The sequence below is a fragment of the Halopseudomonas sp. T1L2 genome, assembly GCF_055397385.1.
Genome location: NZ_AP040865.1, coordinates 597,496 through 614,846, shown reverse-complemented (window position 1 = coordinate 614,846; position 17,351 = coordinate 597,496). Strand labels below are relative to the sequence as shown.

The window sequence follows — 17,351 nt, the reverse complement described above, 5'->3', positions numbered from 1 at the left end:
GATATTCAGCTATGCAACCTGACCAATTTAAAGTGACCGAGTACAGCTATCTGGACGCGCTGCGTGAGTATTGCCGCGACATGATGAAAAGCCCGGCGCTTGCCACCATCAAAGCACGAGTGCTGGAGGGTGATTTCTGCACCTCTGATCTGAGGGGCACACTGCAATGGCATGCCCGGCACTTCACGAGTACCCGGCTCAGTGGCGCCACGCCCGGCCAGTTCAGCATCCATTTCAAAAGCCTGACGGGTCAGTCAAACGCGTGGGACGACGTGTACCACCGCTCAAGGATGTATTTGAACCACCACGGTGGTTACGCCTACCTCGGCATCCCCAGCACTATGCTGATGTTGTATCGCCCATTGCTGCGGGTATTTGGGGAAATGCTGGCCGGCAATATGGATGAGCAAACAGCCGAAGCCATCGCAATGCTGCATACACTGGGCTTCGATGACGACTGCATTGAGTCATTCGACCCCCGTCCTGTGGAAAGCCGCACAGGCCCGCTGTACCTGCGCCCGACCATAGACGACAACATTGAACCGACCGCATGGACAGATTGCCCGGCGGTCTGCCAGCTTGCCGGCAGCCCGCTGCAAATTAGCTGGTACAATTTCAACCAGACTGAGCTTGTCGATGGTATTGGTTTTGGCAACTTGGAATACATCTGCGCAACCCCCAACGTGGCGGCTTGGCGTCTGCGCGAGGGCGCACGGCTGACGTATGGCCGATACGACCGACTGCCACGGGACCTGGAGTCACAGTTGCCCGCCCAGGCGCTGTTTACCCTGTTCCCGCACCTGCCGGAAAAGAGCGGCAACGCAGGGCAAATCGCCTTCACCCAGAACGTCAACGCCGGCGTGCGTGACCGCCAGCAGGTGATGAAACCGGGCCGCTTCTTCCGCATGGTGCTGCCCGAGGCGAGCGACCAGTATGTCAAGGAACTGACGGCGATGTTCGAGAGCATCGGCCAACTGACCTTCCACATGAGCCATGACCAGGAGGACTTCGCCCGGGTCTATATGCACGGGCCGAGCAGCTGCATGGGGTATGACGAGGAGAAGTTCGGCCACCTGCACGTTAACGGGGAGTTTTTCCACCCGGTGCGGGTCTATGCCCACCCGGAGAACAACCTGCGCATCGTCTGGATGGAGTCCGAGGGTAAGATCGCCGCCCGGGCGGTGGTCAACCTGCGCAACAAGACCTACCCGACGATCTATGCCTGCGACTGGCTGCACAATGCGCACTCCAAGTTCACCGAGTACCTGAGCGAGAAAGGCTTCTACCAGGACGGTGAGGGGCTGGATGGCGAGAAAATCCTCCTGGTGTCCCCGGATCGCAACAGCGAGGCGATCATCTGCCCCTACATCGACTCGGGCAACCGCGGCGTGGAGATACACGACAACCACCTGATCATCGGCGGTAGTTATGAGGCCAACCACGCGACGGGATGCCTTGAGTCATACGACATCGACTCAGCCCTCTGCGACTATTGCGATGAAACGACCGGCGAGGATGACCTGACCACGGTAGAGAGCGGTGATCGAGTCTGCGACTGCTGCCTCAGCGACCACTACGTCTACGCCTATATCCCGAGTGATGGCTGCTGCATGTATGTACCAGACGATAGCTCCGACCTCTACGGCACATCACATATCCCCAGCCGCCGCGTCGCTTATGCCGACCATGTGCTGATCGACAACGATCGCTTCGTCGCGCTCGATAGCGAGTATTACGGCAACGAGGCCGCGCTCAGTGATGACGCAACCTACTACGCCGCTGACGGCACTTACATCCTCGACGAGGACATCGACAAGCTGGGCCTTTTCATGCTGGACGGCGACCTGGAACGGGTCGACGACTACTGCCTGGTTGACGACGAGCCTGTCGAAATCAGCAGTGTTGATATTTCAGCGTTGGAAGAAGTGGATAACGACAGCGACGAGTACAGCATGCTCACCGCCTACATCACCCCTGCTCAGGAGGAAGCCGCATGAGAGCTTTCAACACCTCAATGACCGAAATGTCGACGGCCTTTGCCAAGCCGGTAAAAACACCGGTGCCGGTCGAAGTGCTCTTCGACATTTGCCGCAGGCCCCGTTTCGCCGGCTCGGCAGGCGAGAAGTACATCATCGACCAGTACATCGCCACCATCCCCGACATCACGCCGGATGCCCACGGCAACTACTGGCTGACCATCCACAACCCCGATGGCACCCCGCCCTCGACCATGTTCAGTTCGCACACTGACACGGTTCACAAGGCCAAGGCCGAGAACACCCCCTACAAGCTGTCGTATCGCAACGGCTGGCTGAGCGTGAAAGGCGGTGGGGTGCTGGGCGCCGATGATGGCTCCGGCATGTGGATCATGCTCAACCTGATCAAGGCCGGTGTGCCGGGGCTCTACATTTTCCACCGTGACGAAGAAATCGGTGGCCGGGGCTCTTCGTACATCGCCCAGCACCATGCGCCGGTCATCACGGGCATGGGTATCAAGCACTGCATCGCCTTCGACCGCAAGGGCACCCGCGACATCATCACCCATCAGGGCTGCGGCCGCTGCTGCTCTGACGACTTCGCCGATGCCTTTGCCGACCAGCTCAATGCCGATGGGCTGTTCGACTTCGAAGCCGACGACGGCGGCTCGTTCACCGACAGCGCCAACTACATCGACCTGATTGGGGAATGCACCAACCTGTCGGTGGGTTACTACGACCAGCACACCATGGACGAGTGTCAGGACATCACGTTCATCACCCGCCTGGTCAATCGCCTGATTGAAATCAACTTCGCCGCTCTGCCGCAGAAACGCGAGCCAGGTGAGGAAGACCCGGACAATTTCTACAACTGGAACAACTACCGGCTCGGCGGAAAACAACTCAGCGCAGGGGAAGCAGAGCTGCACGAAATCGTGGCTCTGATCGAGGAGTTCCCGTTCGAAACAGCAGCGCTGCTCTGCGACCTGGGCTACGACAGCGGTTTCCTTGAGCGCGAGCTGCACCGCTACGGTGAGCCCGACGACGCCATTGACGACTACCCCGGCCTGCCCTCCAACGCGGTCGATGACTACAACCCCTACCGAGGACTCGACTGATGACTTACGCGTATGAACTGACGCCCCGCAACGACCGGGAGGTGAGCATCCTGTTCGCCGCCCTATTCGGCTGGTGGAACTCGCCGGTCGCTGATCAGCGCAACAAGGAGCTGGTCGGTAACCACTTCGGCTGCGACCACCTGGCCGCTGCCTGCCTGCGACTGGCCCACAGAACGATCGAACTGGTGTACGAGACGGTCGACACGGCCCTGTGTGATGGCGTCTTCGCCTACGACTACTGCGAACTGGACAGCACGGCCGCCCTACCCCACGTCCTGTTACGGTGGATGGACGACGATGAGTGGATCGAGCTGGCGACCAACTACAAGTTGCCGGAAAACCTCGACGCCCTCATCAAAAAGTGGGCACGGGACAACAACCTGCCACTGCGCAACGCCCCGGCAACGGGGAACACCGACTATGTGGTCGTCCTGTTCCACAGGATGACCGACTGTGTGCATGTGCAGTCGGTAAAAACGCTGACCCCTGAGCTGGCGATGTACTTCGCTGTGCGTAAAGCAGCGGAGAAGTGGAACTGCAACCCCACGTCAGTTGGCGTCCTGGGCATCGCCAAAGGCCAAATCGTGTTCCTCGACTGGAACGAAAACGGCCTGCCACCGCGATCCGTCAGTACCAAAGACCTGGCGATGGCGTTCGGCGCCGAGCTGACGGAAGTGAACAACCGGAAGGTCATCAGCATGACCGAACAGCAAATGGAGCAGATGCTCCTAGTTAACGCGGAGGGCCGCATGCCATGAGCAAGCAAGCAGACAAGGCGCGGATCGCCGAGTTAGAAGCAGCGTTGTCCGGCTTTCTGGCAATCGTCTCAGACTCAACGGGCGTGGCCGGCTACCACTTGAATGGGGCCGTTGCAAAGTGGAACGAGTTTGATGAGGTTTCCGCAGCGGAAGCAGCCATGTTCGCGGAGTTGCGAAGCGCAGCCCCTCCGGTGGAAACCGCCACCGCGCTCGACGCCGCCCGAAACGCACTGGAGCTGTGTGCCAAAGCCATCGAGAACCTGCTCCCCGGTGCAAAGCACATCGTGGCTGACGTCGGCCTGATTAACGACGCACTGCTCAGAGCCGCCGCAGCAAAAACGCATATCAACCTGGTGAAGGAGCAAGCCCATGTCAGCAGTGATTAAGGAACAGCGTGAGCGCACCTACCAGATCAACTTCTAGGAGGCCTGATGGCAAAACTCAGCCAAGCCCGTAAAGACTGGCTGGAGACCCAGTACATCTTGTCCCTGAAAAATGACGGCAATTGGTATCGCGATACACGAGCCGCCGTCGAGGAAAGAGCCCTAAGCCGTTTCCGCACCATTACCTGGCCGTATGTGCAAAAGCTACGAACGGGGCTCCATGATAACCCGGACAAGCTCGATTGGCCGTACATCCTCGCTCGCATGTGGATGGACGAGGGTCACCCGCTGATGGACTTTCGAAAGAACGGCGGGATGACCGAATGGGGAACGTACTTGGATCTTTTCCCGCCACCAACACCGCCAATCCCACCTGAACTATGCACCATGCTCCCGCCTGGAGTGGCCTGCACCGAACTCGACACGAACGAACAGGAAAAAACCATGACCAACACTGCACCAGCATTTGAAACCAAGCACATGATCTTCGGCCAAGACGCCAGCAAAATGACCCAAGGCGAACTGATCAGTGCGATCAAGAACCTGGAAGCGGAAATCGACAACCTCAAAGCGATCCGCACCCCGTCCAAGGCGATCAACGCCCGTATTGATGAACTCAACGGCATGCTGAAAAACGTCGTTGCCATCCTCGACAAGGAGTAAGCCGGTGAACATCTTCGAACAAGCCTGCCGCACCAAACTGCGCTTCCCCAGCCCCAAAGGTGACCTGATGGTTGAACAGCTGTGGGACATGCCGCTGCAATCCAAATCCGGCTTCGACCTGGACACACTGGCGAAAGCCACCTCCCGTGCCCTGCGCGACCAGGAAGACGACAGCTTCGTCGCGCCGAAGAAGGCCAACCCCGAGCTGTCCCTGCGCATGGAGCTGATCAAGCACATCATCGCAGCGAAGATGGCCGAGAACGCCGCCAAGGCCGAACAGGCGCAGAAAGCGGTCAAGCGCCAGCAGCTGCTGGCAGCGCTGGAAGCCAAGGAAAACGAGGCAATCCACGCCCTGTCTGCGGACCAACTGCGCCAGCAGCTCGCCGATCTGGACAGCTGACCTGTAACCGAGGCCCGGCCCTTTGGGGGATGAAAGGCGGAACCTTCATAAACCCGGCCGGGCCTCGCCCTACAATAAGCAACCAACAATTACCGTTTGTCAAAGAAAGGAGTCCCATGATCCACCAAAAACCCTCGCACGATATCAGCACTGCTGATATATTGGGCGGTATGTCACAGCGAGGATCGACCATGACCCCCAAACCAGCGGATGTAAGCCGCCTGATCATCACCCGCCGCATCGGCGAAAGTTTCCTGGTAGGCGATACCCACAAAGTCACCCTGCTACGCAACCAGAGTGGGCTGTGCATCAAAGTCGAAACCCCCGAAGGGGGAAAAACGACCCCGATCAGGCCTGACCAGCCCGTTGAAGTAATGCCCAACGTCGTAGTCGAGCTGCGCAAGCACCGGCCAGACGCCAACGCCACCTACCGCGTCATGGTGCTGGCACCGCGTAACATCAAGATCATTCGAACCGAACTACTCGTAGAACAGTGAAACGCCAGTATTCCCTGCTGGATGGGTTGCTGTGCCTCGCGCTAGCAGCCCATTTCCACACGTCACCAGAAAAAATCCGCTGGGTCGCCCGCAGGGTCGCCCGGCGACTCCCCAAAAGCCAGCGCGGGATATGCGCCATCGTGCAGATGTCGTCTGACCCGAGGCGGGTGATCAACATTGCATTGAAGGAACTCCATGATGAAGCCCAAGGCCCACGTCTCGATTGACCTCGAAACGCTCAGCACCTCCCCTGCGGCCACGATACTGTCCATCGGGGCAGTAGCCGTTTGCGAAACCCAAGGGAACGAGATTGCGTTCTACACCGTTTGCAATCTCGAATCACAACCGCATCGCCATGTCAGCCAATCCACACTGGATTGGTGGGAATCCCAATCCGACCAAGCCCGTGAAGTGCTCGACCAGGCCAAATCGACAAACGCACCCAGCCTCGACGAAGCGCTGGATGCCTTTACCCAGTGGCTCGGCGATATCGGCGAAACCCACGACATTTACCCGTGGGGCAACGGGGCGGCATTCGACGTAGCCATCCTGGAACACGCCTACAAAGAACGCGGCCCGTTCGTACCGTGGGATTTCCGCAAAGTACGCGACATGCGCACTCTGCGTGACCTGCACCTGCGCCTTGGCGTGGAGGTAAATGTCGAGCGTGCAGGCACCCATCACAACGCCCTCGATGATGCCCGTTTCCAAGCCCGCATTGTAATGGCCACCCTCAAGGCACTGGCCCCCCTGTCCACCCACACGGAAGCAAACGCATGATCGACGGTGTAACCGACCCGCTCGAAAACGCCGACAAGGATATGGCGGCGCATAAGTCCAAACCGACCAACCCGAAAGACCTGATCGGCTGCGACAAACTGCCACTGCACCTGTGGCCGGAAACCGCCACGTTGATGGGTTGCCTTGGGCTGCTCGACGGCATGCTCAAGTACGGCCGCAGCAACTGGCGGGAAAGCGGAGTACGCGCCTCCATCTACGTTGACGCCTGCAAACGGCACCTCAACGCATGGTTTGAAGGCGAAGACTTCGACCCCGACAGCGGCCTGCCCCACCTTGCACATGCTCTGGCCTGTCTGGCCATCCTCGTTGACGCCGACGCCAACGAAAAGCTGGTCGATGACCGCATGTACGCCGAAACACCCGGCTATCGTGAACTGGTCACCCGTTTGACGCCGCACGTCGCGCGGCTCAAACAGCTGCATTCCGGGAAAAACCCGAAACACTTCACCACCCAAGACGTATCCCGGTAAAACCGTACCCGCCGATATCAGCAGGGCTGATATCGACCGCCATAAAGGAGTATCACCATGAGCCTTATGACCTCACTCACCCTGGTCGCGTTGTCCCCCGCCGTAAAAGAATTGCTCCAGCAGGAGCAGATCGTCAGCCAGTGCGATGGACTGACCACCAGCATCATCGAAGCGGCCAAAGCGGCCGATATCCAACCGCAGATCGCCACCGTCATGGCGCTGACATTCCACGCAGCCGCTGCCGCGGCAGCAATGGCACGGCCCGAGGGTCGGGAGCCAATTGCTCACCTGATGCATACCATCATCACCGACATTATGAGCATCGACGTGGAAGCCCTGGCAGCTGAACACGCACGACCGGAGGTTGTCCACTGATGCGCATTTTCGACCAAGACTACCTACTGGTGACGCTGGACTTCGAGACGTTTTACGCCCCGAAGTACAGCCTCACCGTAATGAATACCTTCGCCTACGTCGCACACCCGCTGTTCTCGATCCATGGCGTCGGAGTCCAGGTCGAAACCTACCCGCGCCAGTGGTTCCGCAACACTCAGGATGCGCTCGATTACATCGACAGTCTGAACGAGCAGAACCTGCCCATTGCCCTGCTGTGCCACAACACCTATTTCGACGGCTGGATTCTCCACCACCTGTTCGACTGGCACCCCGATCTGTACCTGGACACCATGTGCATGTCACGCGGGATGTTCCCGACAGAATCAGCGGGGCTCGGGGCACTGGCCGAGCGGCTCTGGCCGAATGACCCCAAGATGCGCAAAGGCAAGGAGCTGGTGCAGTTCAAGGGGGTCACCACCGAACAGCTGTGGTCCACGCCGGCGCTGGAAGACACCATGCGGGTCTATTGCATAGGCAACAACCGCTCGCTGGGTGACGTTGGCCTGACCCACGCCGCATTCATGCGGATGGTGGAGTTCTACCCCGACGACGAATTGCGGCTGATCGACCTGACCCTGCGGATGATGTGCGAGCCTGTGCTGTACATCGACAAGGAGCGGGTCGAAAACTGCCATCGGGAAGCCTCGACCAAGCGCGAGGAAGTGATCCGCGCGTCGGGCGTAGCGGAGTCAGTGCTGTCGTCCAACACCCAGTTCGAGAAGTTCCTGCGCGACCGGGATATCCCCATCCCATTGAAGCCATCGCCAACCGCCAAGGTCAAGGACGAAAACGGCAACCCCACGGACGAACCGGTGATGATCGCGGCACTCGGAAAAAGTGACCTCGGGTTCCTCGACCTGCGCCGCACCTACCCGGACATGGAACCGATCTGGGCAGCGCGGGTCGCCGCCAAAAGTGTTGGCGAAATCGCCCGAGCAGAACGCTTCCTCGAAACCCATGAGCAGTGCAACGGCATGATGCCGGTGCCCCTGATCTACTACTCGGCGCACACCGGGCGGTATGGCGGGGGCGAGAAGCTCAACCTACAAAACCTCGGCCGTGGCTCTGAGCTGCGTCGATCACTGAGCGTACCTTCGCGGAGAGTGAAATGGTGAAGCACGGAACCTACTGCGGCCTCGTAGCACTGCTGCGGGGTAAGACCGCCCTGCTGCGAGATGACCCCGTGACCTGTGAAGGGGGCAACCACGGGTTGCTGCTGGCTCAATTCGACGACCGCAACCTGACATGGGGCGGAGATCGCATGGGCTTCGGCTGGCATGCCTTTAACCGAAACGACTTCACCATTACACCGGAGACACCCGATGACCGTCCCCTTTGACACAACACTGGTAGATGAAGTCCTCGACTATTACATCACGGGCGACGAGCTGATCTACGTCGCAGACTCCTCCAACATCGAGGCCCGCATGCTGGCGTGGGTTGCCGGCCAGGACAACCTGTTGGAGATTTTTCGCAACAACGGTGACGTGTACTCGAACTTCGCCTCGATCCTGTTCGGTTTCCCGGTCAACAAACATGACCACCCGCTTGAGCGATTCATCGGCAAGGTCTGTGTGCTCGGCCTCGGCTACGGTATGGGGTGGCGCAAGTTCCGCGACACCCTGGCCGCCGGGGCACTGGGCGGCCCGCCGGTGTATTTCTCCGAGGTCGAGGCCCAGAACGCGGTCAACACCTACCGCGCGGCCAACCAGGCCATCGTCAACTTCTGGCGCGAAGCCGACGCCGCCATTGCCGATATGTACCTCGGCAACACCCGCCAGTGGGGTGTCCTGACCATCCACAAAAACTGCCTGGTCATGCCCAACGGGATGGCGCTCCAGTACCCCGGCCTGCGCCCGGTCGAACCGAGCGAAGACGGCACCACCTTCGGCGGGTGGGAATACTGGAACGGCAAGTTCTGGACCAACATCTACGGCGGCAAGCTGGTGGAGAACATCATCCAGGCGCTGTCGCGAATCGCCCTGTTTGGGCAGATGCTCGACATCGACGACCTGTTCCAAGAGCACGATGGCCGGGTGGCACTGAACGTCCACGACGAAGTGATCACTGTCGGCCCCTCGTTCGGTGCCAAATGGGTGGGGAAAGATGCCAAGGGTAAAGATGTCTGGATCGACAGCGAAGGTGCGGACACACTTTTTTCGGACATGCTGCGAATCATGCGCACCCCGCCGGAATGGGCGCCAGACCTGCCTCTCGACTCCGAAGGCGGTTTTGATTTCAGTTATAGCAAGTGATGCCCGCTGACGTACTGCCCTAGCCAAGGAAGGCCACCCCCTTTAATATCAGCACTGCTAATATAGGAGTTTCCAGATGTCAGTGCCTCTCGTCTTCCTTGAGCCTGCCCGCAACCTACGGCTAGCAAAAACCATCACCAAAGACGGGTCGCTGCCGTACCCGCTGGCGAAGCGATTCACCAGCCACCAGTTGTATCTTTCGCCCGACGAGGCGGGCTTGCGAGAAGCGTTCGCCGCCATGCAAAAACATGCCTCGATGGGTCATGCGATCCACAAGGGTGTGCTGAAAGAGCCGATCATCAAAGAGCCGCGCCGCGGGAAGGCCGATGCCAACGCCCCGACTGCGCTGCTGGTGATCGACGTAGATGATTTCATCCCGCAGACCAAGCTGCCGACCCCGACCACCGCCACCGATCTGGCCGAACTGGCGAGGGAAATCCGCGGATACCTCCCGGAACCACTGAACACCACCGCCTGCATAGCCAACGCCTCGGCCTCGACTGGCTTCAAACACGGCGGCAAGATCGGCATGCACCTGTTTTTCATCCTGGAACGCCCGGTATCCCCGAGTCAGCTGAGCCACTGGTTGACCTGGCTTAACTTCTCCATCGACGCATTCAACCAACAGGTCGGCCTGAACCGCAGCGGTATCAGCCTCAAGTACGTCGTTGACCCGGTAGTCGCCCGTAACGCGCAGATCATCTACATCGCCCCGCCGCAACTGGCCGACGGCGTAACCGATTCCTTCGCGTCCGACGCCGACCGCTGGGTGATGCTGGAGGGGGACCGCTGGGTAACCGACCTGCAACCCCTGCTGGATGACACCATGCCGGCAGCAGTGCAAGCCGCTGCCGAAAAGCGACTGGCCGAGGCCCGCCGCAGCGTCGGACTGAAAAAGATCGTGCCCCGCTACCGCCGACTGGAAGTAGACGGCGAGCGTATTCAGGTGCTGACCAACCCGGATCAGCTGCAAATGACCCTGGTACGGACAACGGATGCCTTCGCCTACTGGAATATCAACGGTGGCGACTCCAATGCCTACTACAACCCCATCGGCAACCCGGAAATCATCTACAACTTCAAGGGTGAACCGCCCTTTGAGCTGCGCCGGGCGAACGAGGATGTCTACAACTGGTACTGCGAGCAGTTCAAAACCCAGATTCGCCAGACCAGCGACCCGCGACCTCTGGTTTTCCGCGAGCAGACCAGCGACCAGCACTACGCGGTGGAGTACAACCCGCGCGACGACCTGATCATCCGCATTGCCAAAATCGCCAAACCCAACATTGGCGACTGGTGCGCATCCTACGGGGTGCCCGCACCCGATCCACTGCCGCAATGGGATTTGACGTTCAACCCCCAGTCCACCACGGTGATCGACTGGGATAACCATATCCTCAACACGTTCCAACCGACTGATCTGATCCGTAACCCGCCAGCAGTCCTGCCGCAGTACAGCAAGTGCAAGATCGGTGAGACGGTCACACTGCTCCCGCAGCTATGCCCGAACATTCACCGGCTGCTCTACCACATCTGCGGCAACGGTGATCTGGAATACGAGTGGTTCATCAACTGGCTGGCCTACACGGTGCAGACCCGCAAGAAAGCGCACACCGCGTGGATTTTCAGCGGCGTACCCGGCACCGGTAAAGGGCTGTTCTTCGAGCGCATCCTGCGCCCGCTGATCGGCGACCGCTATGCGACACGCAAACGCATCGACCATCTGGAAGAGCAGTTCAACGCCTACCTGGAAGAGACCCTGTTCCTCGTCTATGACGAGTTCCGCCTGTCCGACTCAAAGCATGACGAGCGGCTGCTGAACAAGCTCAAAGACGAAATCACCGGGGCGACCAGCAACATCCGGGCGATGCGTACCGATGTGGTCGACAAGGCCAACTTCACCAATTACATCTTCTTCTCCAACCACCACGACGTGATGCGGATTGAGGATGGCGACCGGCGTTTCAACGTAGCGCCGCCGCAGCTGGTGCCGCTGCGCCAAGTGTGGCCCAAGATCACGGAAGAGCTTGATCTGATCGACACCGAGCTGGGCACGTTCGCCGGCTTCCTGATGGCGTTCAACATCAGCGAGCATGACGCGCGTACCTGCATCGAAAACGAACACAAGGCCAGGATGAAACAGCTGGCGATGGGTTACAACGCCCGCTTCTGCATGGCGGTACGCCATGGCCAGCTCGATTACTTCCTCGACGTGTTCGACATGGATATCGCCAACGACCTGACGAAATCCACCCAGATCACCACTGCGCAGAAATACGTCCGCTCCTGGCTTGGTTCTTCGGGTTCAGGCAAGACGCGCATTCCCACGTCTGACCTGTTCACGGTGTACATCGCCCTGCATGACTCCAAGGGCATGACCCAGACCAAGTTCACCCAGATGCTCGGGCGCAATGACGTGAACGTAGAGCGCAAGAAACTGGGCAACTCCAAGCTGAGCTGCGTGGATATCGAGTGGTACACGACGCTGAGCCAGGAAGACATTGACGCCTTGACCGCGCCCCCCGGCGCAAAACCGGCACACGCCAATTTCCATTGAGGACATCCCATGACTGATCGACCTGTATTCGACCCGTCTGCGTTCGGCTCCGGGAAAGTAACCCCGGCGCCGGTAGAACGGGACACAACCCAGTTCAACCCGCAGGCGATCAACGCCAAGATGCAGGAAAAAAAGCAGCAGCTCGTCGACCTACGCACCGCGCCGCTTGGGCCTGTCCCAACGTGGTCGATGAGCCGCCTGTTCGATTTTGAAGAATGCCCCTACAAGGTGTACCTCTCCAAGGTCGAAAAAATGCCGGACCCAAGCGGGCCGGCAGCCGAGCGCGGCACCCAAATCCACGACCACATCGAGAACTACATTAACGGCAATCACAGCGATGTGATCAAGGAAATGCACGGCTTCCAGAAGCTGATCGACCAATTGCGCGACGGCTACAACGCCGGTGAAGTGCAGCTGGAAGGTGACTGGGCCGTCAAGCGCGACTGGACGCCAACCGAGTGGAATGCCAAAGACGCCTGGGGCCGCTTCAAGCTCGATGCATTCCACACGGAATCGCCCACTTCCGCCATCGTCTACGACTGGAAAACCGGTCGCAAGTTTGGCAACGAAATGAAGCACAACCAACAGGGTATGGGTTACGCCATTTCAGCCTTCGCACTGTACCCCGAGCTGGAGTTTGTCAAGGTGAAGTTCGTGTACCTCGACAAGAACGACACGCTGGAAGGCAGCTATACCCGTGCCCAGGCCGAGTTGCTGCGCCCCGGCCTGACAACCCGCGCGGACAAGTTCACTACCTGCACCGACTTTGAACCCAAACCCTCGTTCCATGCCTGCCGCTGGTGCCCCCACGCCAAGATTCAGGAAGGCCGGGACGAACCAGCTTGCCGTTATGCGGACAGCCACACTCTCTAGGAAAGGACTGACAACCATGCAGACGTACACCCCCGACCGCTCTTTTCAGATGATGAACGCCATCCATGCGATTTATGGGGGCGAGTCCATGTCTATCGAGCCGACGATTTTCAATCTGGCAGCCGCCTGCTGCCCCGACTACGAAGGGGGTGTTTGGCATTTCCACTCCAACGGTGAAGTGGGCTACTGGGTGCCGGACTGCGACTCGGTGGCCGTGTCCTGCGAAGGTAACTACTACGAAAACAACGACATGGACGCCGAATCATTCGGGGTGGCAGTTACATTGATGGCGTTGAACCGCCTGGTATGGCACCACTTCCACCTCCATAAGCAAGAACGCGCCCAAGCGCTGCAAGCCCACTGGGACAAGCTGCATGCCTGGGCTTTCCGAGACGGGTCAACCCTCGACACTTCCGCGATCTACGCATTTCTGGACTAAAACCATGAACTATATCGACAACGCAATGCGCACCAACTCCCCACTGACCGGCACTTTCGGCATTTCGCCAGACCTGATCCATGCAACGCTCGGTATGACCGACGAGCTGTTCGAGCTGCACATGGCCGAAAACTGGCAAGAGCAAGCTACCGAAAGCGGCGATCTGTGCTGGTTCATAGCCCTGGCCGGCAAAACCCTCGACTACGATCCCTTCACCGCAGCCAAACGCATCGACGGCCTGGACGACATCCAGCTGGGAAGTCTGAGACCGCTGCCGCAGATGATCCACGCTTTCGTGAGCAAAGTGAAAAAGGCCTATGCTTACGGCGCTACCCTCGACAAGGAAGGGCTGAAAACCATCCTGCTGGAAATGGTCATTGGCCTGACCGTAGTAACCCGCGAATGCCGTGCCCAACTCAGCGACTACCCAGACTTCGACGGTGTGCTGGAAGCGAACATCAACAAGCTCAAAGCCCGATACCCGGAAAAGTTCTCGGCTAAGCAAGCCATCCACCGTAACGAGAAAGCCGAAATGGAGGCAGCGTTGCCTGACGCTGAATAACCATGACCACTTTCCCTACGCCCGACAGAATCAGCAGAGCTGATATCCCGCCTCTGTTCGATCACCAAGAGGCCAGTGTCCAATTCAAAGTCGAACACCCGCGAGTGCTCGATGAATCTGACCCGGGCACTGGGAAAACCCGCACCGTGCTGGAAGCGTTCTCGCGCCTGCACGAAGCGGGGGAAGTCGACTACCTGCTGGTGCTGGCACCACTGTCGATCCTCAACCCAAGCTGGGCCAAAGACTGCGCGTCGTTCACCCCGCACCTCAGGTGTCAGGTCGTAACGGCGAAGAACAAGTTCAATGGCCTGCCGCCAACAGCCACAGGGCAAGTGTTCGTCACCAACCACGACAGTGTGCGGTGGCTGCAAGAGTGGAAGCCGACAGGCCGCTGGGCGCTGTGCATCGACGAGTTCACGGTGTACAAGCACCGCACCAGCCAGCGCAGCAAGGCGATGGCGAAAATGCGGTCGCTGTTCGATATCCGCTGGCTGCTCTCCGGTACGCCAAACCCGAACGGTATCTGTGACATCTGGCACCCGGCGTTCCTGTGCGACGACGGCGCTCGTCTCGGCCGCTCGTTCGCCGGCTTCCGCTCACAGGTCTGCACCCCCATGCCGACTGGCCCGCGCGGCGAGTACATCCAGTGGCAGGACAAGCCCCACGCCGAGGAAATCGTCGCCGACCGGCTCAAGGACATCACCTTCCGCGTCTGTCTGGAAGACTGTCTGGATATGCCCGAGCACACCTTCCACACGCTGGAAGTCGAGCTGCCGAAGAAGCTGCGGGTGCAGTACAACGAGCTGATGCGCGAAGCAGCGCTGCTGCACGAGTCGGGTGCCCGGGTCACCGCGGTACACGCTGCGTCCAAAGGCAACAAACTGCTGCAACTGTGCGCCGGGGCCGTCTATGTGGATGGCGATGATGAAGGCGAAGGCGAATACAAGGTGTTCGACACCAGCCGTACCGACCTCGCCCTCGATCTGATCGAGCAACGCCAGCACAGTGTCACGGCGTTCATCTGGCGGCACCAGCGAGACCTGCTTGTGCGCGGCGCCGAGCAACGCGGCATTCGCTACGCCGTCATCGACGGCAGCGTTAAGCCGAAAGAACGCGATGTCCTCGTCGAACGCTACCAGCAAGGCGACCTGCAAACCCTGTTCTGCCAACCCAAGAGCACCAGTCACGGCCTCACCCTCACCCGGGGCACAGCCACGATTTGGGTCAGCCCAACACCCAACGCAGAACACTTCCGTCAATTCGACCGCCGCATCTACCGCGCCGGCCAAACGCAACGTACCGAAACCATCTGCATTGCAGCCCGCGATACACGGGAAATCCTCATGTACGAAAAGCTGCAAGGCAAACTCGGCCGGATGGACAACCTGCTCCACCTGGCTCTCAACCTGTAATCCCCAACCGAAAGGAAATACCCATGAACGCAATGACTGACATCGCCACTGACACCATCCGCCCGACCCAAGCCCTGCTGGACTCGGCCAAAGCCGTAGCCAAGGTCGTAGACAAGCTGGAGGGCATGGACGACACACTGGCCGACATGCACCTCAAGGTCAAAGCCGCGCGAGAAGCTGTCACCGAAGCGATGGACACGAACGGCGACTTCAAAGCCGCCATCAAAACCTTCCAGCAACTGAACAACAAGCTGGACAAGACCATCGAGCAACGCGAAAAGCTGCTGGAGACCCTGCGCACCGGTGTGGATACAGTCCGCGACACACTGGCCGAAGTCTCGGTGCAGATTCGCGCACTGGACAACTGATGTACCAGCGAAGCGAGGGGTACGGGGCCATCACCCCGCCCCCATTCATCCTCGGGATCGACACTGAGCGGTCGCCCCGGGAACTCCAGCAGGCGTATCCAGACGGACACCCAGTGTTTACTCGGAGCATGTGGCAGGAATGCGACACCGAAGAAGACTACTGGGGCTGGGTATACGACTGCATCCAAAGCACGGTGAATTATCCATGAGCAACCAAACCCTACCCCGGCTCGACGACCTGGCACAGCAGCGCTTCGAGCTGCGCGAAAGGAAACGCGCCCTGAACAATGAGATCGCCGAGATCGACCGCGAGCTGGACGAAAACGAAATCCAGATTCTTGAGGTTGCAGATGCCCTCGGCATGAAGCGCTTCGCAGTCGGCAAGCTGAGCTTCTCAGTCAGCGAGAACGTCGTCGGCAGCGTCGAAGACTGGGACAAGGTGTACGAGTACATCAAGGAAAACGACGCGTTTTACCTGCTCCAACGCCGCCTCGCCAACGCGGCGTTCAAGGAAATGCTCGACGACGGGAACGACCTCCCCGGCGTTGTGCCGTTCGTAAAACGCTCCATCAACATGCGCGCGAGCGCGTGACAATATCAGCACTGCTGATATAATTAACAGGTCATTCCGACCGACGCCTGCAAAGGCTGCACTAAAAAATGCCCGAAAGGGCCACGAAGGAGACGCCATTATGGCCAAGAACGAAGTAGCTACCGCTGAAACCAAATCCATCGTCGGCTTCGTAGCCGGTGACCAACTCCCCGAACACCTGCAACGCGGCACTGGCGCCGGGAACGAGAACGTATCGACCTCCGATATGTCGATCCCGCGACTGGACGTGATCCAGCAACTGTCCCCTCAACTGGACCCGAGCGATGCTCGCTACATCGAGGGCGCCAAGCTGGGCCATATCTTCAACAGCCTGACCGGTGACCTGTACGACCACTGCTTTGTCGTCAACCTGCACTACGAAACCAAGTACCAGATTTTCAAGAAGCGCAAGTTTGGTGGCGGTTTTGAAGGCAGCTTCGACACCGAAGCGGAAGCACTGGCCCACCTGGATTCCCAAGGCCTGCCGCGTGATCAGTATGACGTGTCGGAAACCGGTATCCACAAGGTTCTGCTGCTCGACGAGACCGGTATGCCGCAGTCCCCGGCAATCATCTACATGAGCGGTTCCAAGCAGAAGGTAAGCCGTGCATGGAACTCGGAAATCACGCTGAAAGACCCACGGGCGGATCGCTTCGCTTCTGTGTGGACCCTCTCGGCGGTAGGCGAGAAGAACCGTCAGGGTCAGCCGTATCAGAACCTCAAGATCACTTTCGCCGGCTGGGCAGGCGACGAGCTGTACCAGGAAGCCAAGAAGCTCTATCAAGGCATCGCTGGCAACGCCGTCCACTGACAGGGAACGCCCCAGGGAGG

At 59.2% G+C, this 17,351-nt stretch carries 22 protein-coding genes; all 22 read left to right on the top strand.

Going from position 1 to position 17,351, the window contains the following annotated elements:
* Nucleotides 1-11 precede the first annotated feature (11 nt).
* Entirely contained in the window at nucleotides 12-1,997 is a 1,986-nt protein-coding gene (locus ACZ5WQ_RS02970; RefSeq protein ID WP_464383087.1) for a hypothetical protein, read from the top strand.
* Nucleotides 1,994-3,094 (top strand): hypothetical protein, encoded by a 1,101-nt coding sequence (locus ACZ5WQ_RS02965; RefSeq protein ID WP_464383086.1) that lies wholly within the window; start codon nucleotides 1,994-1,996, stop codon nucleotides 3,092-3,094. The genes ACZ5WQ_RS02970 and ACZ5WQ_RS02965 overlap by 4 nt, the downstream gene beginning before the upstream one ends.
* Entirely contained in the window at nucleotides 3,094-3,852 is a 759-nt protein-coding gene (locus ACZ5WQ_RS02960; protein WP_464383085.1) for a hypothetical protein, read from the top strand. Before ACZ5WQ_RS02965 ends, ACZ5WQ_RS02960 begins: the two co-directional genes overlap by 1 nt.
* Complete coding sequence (locus ACZ5WQ_RS02955) at nucleotides 3,849-4,238, top strand: hypothetical protein (protein ID WP_464383084.1); 390 nt, start codon at nucleotides 3,849-3,851, stop codon at nucleotides 4,236-4,238. The genes ACZ5WQ_RS02960 and ACZ5WQ_RS02955 overlap by 4 nt, the downstream gene beginning before the upstream one ends.
* 45 nt (nucleotides 4,239-4,283) lie before the next feature.
* Nucleotides 4,284-4,898: a hypothetical protein gene (locus tag ACZ5WQ_RS02950; protein WP_464383083.1), complete on the top strand. Its 615-nt coding sequence runs from the start codon at nucleotides 4,284-4,286 to the stop codon at nucleotides 4,896-4,898.
* 4 nt (nucleotides 4,899-4,902) lie between these two features.
* Nucleotides 4,903-5,298: a hypothetical protein gene (locus ACZ5WQ_RS02945; protein WP_464383082.1), complete on the top strand. Its 396-nt coding sequence runs from the start codon at nucleotides 4,903-4,905 to the stop codon at nucleotides 5,296-5,298.
* A 191-nt stretch (nucleotides 5,299-5,489) separates the two neighbouring features.
* Nucleotides 5,490-5,795, top strand: a complete 306-nt coding sequence (locus ACZ5WQ_RS02940; protein WP_464383081.1) for a hypothetical protein — start codon at nucleotides 5,490-5,492, stop codon at nucleotides 5,793-5,795.
* A complete protein-coding gene (locus ACZ5WQ_RS02935) occupies nucleotides 5,792-6,022 on the top strand; it encodes a DUF7740 domain-containing protein (RefSeq protein WP_464383080.1) in 231 nt (76 codons plus the stop codon). Before ACZ5WQ_RS02940 ends, ACZ5WQ_RS02935 begins: the two co-directional genes overlap by 4 nt.
* Nucleotides 5,991-6,575, top strand: a complete 585-nt coding sequence (locus tag ACZ5WQ_RS02930; protein ID WP_464383079.1) for a 3'-5' exonuclease — start codon at nucleotides 5,991-5,993, stop codon at nucleotides 6,573-6,575. The genes ACZ5WQ_RS02935 and ACZ5WQ_RS02930 overlap by 32 nt, the downstream gene beginning before the upstream one ends.
* On the top strand, nucleotides 6,572-7,066 hold the full coding sequence (locus ACZ5WQ_RS02925) for a dATP/dGTP diphosphohydrolase domain-containing protein (RefSeq protein ID WP_464383078.1): 495 nt from the start codon (nucleotides 6,572-6,574) through the stop codon (nucleotides 7,064-7,066). The genes ACZ5WQ_RS02930 and ACZ5WQ_RS02925 overlap by 4 nt, the downstream gene beginning before the upstream one ends.
* Before the next feature lie 57 nt (nucleotides 7,067-7,123).
* Entirely contained in the window at nucleotides 7,124-7,441 is a 318-nt protein-coding gene (locus ACZ5WQ_RS02920) for a hypothetical protein (RefSeq protein WP_464383077.1), read from the top strand.
* Nucleotides 7,441-8,577 (top strand): hypothetical protein, encoded by a 1,137-nt coding sequence (locus ACZ5WQ_RS02915; protein WP_464383076.1) that lies wholly within the window; start codon nucleotides 7,441-7,443, stop codon nucleotides 8,575-8,577. The genes ACZ5WQ_RS02920 and ACZ5WQ_RS02915 overlap by 1 nt, the downstream gene beginning before the upstream one ends.
* On the top strand, nucleotides 8,571-8,801 hold the full coding sequence (locus ACZ5WQ_RS02910) for a hypothetical protein (protein WP_464383075.1): 231 nt from the start codon (nucleotides 8,571-8,573) through the stop codon (nucleotides 8,799-8,801). The genes ACZ5WQ_RS02915 and ACZ5WQ_RS02910 overlap by 7 nt, the downstream gene beginning before the upstream one ends.
* Complete coding sequence (locus ACZ5WQ_RS02905) at nucleotides 8,785-9,717, top strand: DNA polymerase (protein ID WP_464383074.1); 933 nt, start codon at nucleotides 8,785-8,787, stop codon at nucleotides 9,715-9,717. Before ACZ5WQ_RS02910 ends, ACZ5WQ_RS02905 begins: the two co-directional genes overlap by 17 nt.
* Before the next feature lie 76 nt (nucleotides 9,718-9,793).
* Nucleotides 9,794-12,274, top strand: a complete 2,481-nt coding sequence (locus ACZ5WQ_RS02900) for a primase-helicase family protein (RefSeq protein WP_464383073.1) — start codon at nucleotides 9,794-9,796, stop codon at nucleotides 12,272-12,274.
* Between the two features lie 9 nt (nucleotides 12,275-12,283).
* The gene (locus tag ACZ5WQ_RS02895; RefSeq protein ID WP_464383072.1) at nucleotides 12,284-13,147 is read left to right on the top strand and encodes a PD-(D/E)XK nuclease family protein; all 864 of its coding nucleotides are present in this window, start codon (nucleotides 12,284-12,286) and stop codon (nucleotides 13,145-13,147) included.
* Between the two features lie 16 nt (nucleotides 13,148-13,163).
* Complete coding sequence (locus ACZ5WQ_RS02890; RefSeq protein WP_464383071.1) at nucleotides 13,164-13,586, top strand: antirestriction protein; 423 nt, start codon at nucleotides 13,164-13,166, stop codon at nucleotides 13,584-13,586.
* Between the two features lie 4 nt (nucleotides 13,587-13,590).
* Nucleotides 13,591-14,148, top strand: coding sequence for a hypothetical protein (locus ACZ5WQ_RS02885; RefSeq protein ID WP_464383070.1), 558 nt, complete (start codon nucleotides 13,591-13,593; stop codon nucleotides 14,146-14,148).
* Between the two features lie 104 nt (nucleotides 14,149-14,252).
* Nucleotides 14,253-15,560 (top strand): SNF2-related protein, encoded by a 1,308-nt coding sequence (locus tag ACZ5WQ_RS02880; RefSeq protein ID WP_464383069.1) that lies wholly within the window; start codon nucleotides 14,253-14,255, stop codon nucleotides 15,558-15,560.
* A gap of 23 nt (nucleotides 15,561-15,583) precedes the next feature.
* On the top strand, nucleotides 15,584-15,928 hold the full coding sequence (locus ACZ5WQ_RS02875) for a hypothetical protein (protein WP_464383068.1): 345 nt from the start codon (nucleotides 15,584-15,586) through the stop codon (nucleotides 15,926-15,928).
* Between the two features lie 205 nt (nucleotides 15,929-16,133).
* On the top strand, nucleotides 16,134-16,520 hold the full coding sequence (locus ACZ5WQ_RS02870; RefSeq protein WP_464383067.1) for a gp33 family protein: 387 nt from the start codon (nucleotides 16,134-16,136) through the stop codon (nucleotides 16,518-16,520).
* 100 nt (nucleotides 16,521-16,620) lie between these two features.
* Nucleotides 16,621-17,331: a hypothetical protein gene (locus ACZ5WQ_RS02865; protein ID WP_464383066.1), complete on the top strand. Its 711-nt coding sequence runs from the start codon at nucleotides 16,621-16,623 to the stop codon at nucleotides 17,329-17,331.
* The last annotated feature ends 20 nt before the right edge of the window (nucleotides 17,332-17,351 follow it).

Excerpts from the sequence above, each read along its gene's own strand:
- ACZ5WQ_RS02970 (WP_464383087.1), top strand. The coding sequence starts at position 12 with ATGCAACCTGACCAATTTAAAGTGACCGAGTACAGCTATCTGGACGCG.
- ACZ5WQ_RS02965 (WP_464383086.1), top strand. The coding sequence starts at position 1,994 with ATGAGAGCTTTCAACACCTCAATGACCGAAATGTCGACGGCCTTTGCC.
- ACZ5WQ_RS02960 (WP_464383085.1), top strand. The coding sequence starts at position 3,094 with ATGACTTACGCGTATGAACTGACGCCCCGCAACGACCGGGAGGTGAGC.
- ACZ5WQ_RS02955 (WP_464383084.1), top strand. The coding sequence starts at position 3,849 with ATGAGCAAGCAAGCAGACAAGGCGCGGATCGCCGAGTTAGAAGCAGCG.
- ACZ5WQ_RS02950 (WP_464383083.1), top strand. The coding sequence starts at position 4,284 with ATGGCAAAACTCAGCCAAGCCCGTAAAGACTGGCTGGAGACCCAGTAC.
- ACZ5WQ_RS02940 (WP_464383081.1), top strand. The coding sequence starts at position 5,490 with ATGACCCCCAAACCAGCGGATGTAAGCCGCCTGATCATCACCCGCCGC.
- ACZ5WQ_RS02930 (WP_464383079.1), top strand. The coding sequence starts at position 5,991 with ATGATGAAGCCCAAGGCCCACGTCTCGATTGACCTCGAAACGCTCAGC.
- ACZ5WQ_RS02925 (WP_464383078.1), top strand. The coding sequence starts at position 6,572 with ATGATCGACGGTGTAACCGACCCGCTCGAAAACGCCGACAAGGATATG.
- ACZ5WQ_RS02920 (WP_464383077.1), top strand. The coding sequence starts at position 7,124 with ATGAGCCTTATGACCTCACTCACCCTGGTCGCGTTGTCCCCCGCCGTA.
- ACZ5WQ_RS02915 (WP_464383076.1), top strand. The coding sequence starts at position 7,441 with ATGCGCATTTTCGACCAAGACTACCTACTGGTGACGCTGGACTTCGAG.
- ACZ5WQ_RS02910 (WP_464383075.1), top strand. The coding sequence starts at position 8,571 with ATGGTGAAGCACGGAACCTACTGCGGCCTCGTAGCACTGCTGCGGGGT.
- ACZ5WQ_RS02905 (WP_464383074.1), top strand. The coding sequence starts at position 8,785 with ATGACCGTCCCCTTTGACACAACACTGGTAGATGAAGTCCTCGACTAT.
- ACZ5WQ_RS02900 (WP_464383073.1), top strand. The coding sequence starts at position 9,794 with ATGTCAGTGCCTCTCGTCTTCCTTGAGCCTGCCCGCAACCTACGGCTA.
- ACZ5WQ_RS02895 (WP_464383072.1), top strand. The coding sequence starts at position 12,284 with ATGACTGATCGACCTGTATTCGACCCGTCTGCGTTCGGCTCCGGGAAA.
- ACZ5WQ_RS02890 (WP_464383071.1), top strand. The coding sequence starts at position 13,164 with ATGCAGACGTACACCCCCGACCGCTCTTTTCAGATGATGAACGCCATC.
- ACZ5WQ_RS02885 (WP_464383070.1), top strand. The coding sequence starts at position 13,591 with ATGAACTATATCGACAACGCAATGCGCACCAACTCCCCACTGACCGGC.
- ACZ5WQ_RS02875 (WP_464383068.1), top strand. The coding sequence starts at position 15,584 with ATGAACGCAATGACTGACATCGCCACTGACACCATCCGCCCGACCCAA.
- ACZ5WQ_RS02870 (WP_464383067.1), top strand. The coding sequence starts at position 16,134 with ATGAGCAACCAAACCCTACCCCGGCTCGACGACCTGGCACAGCAGCGC.
- ACZ5WQ_RS02865 (WP_464383066.1), top strand. The coding sequence starts at position 16,621 with ATGGCCAAGAACGAAGTAGCTACCGCTGAAACCAAATCCATCGTCGGC.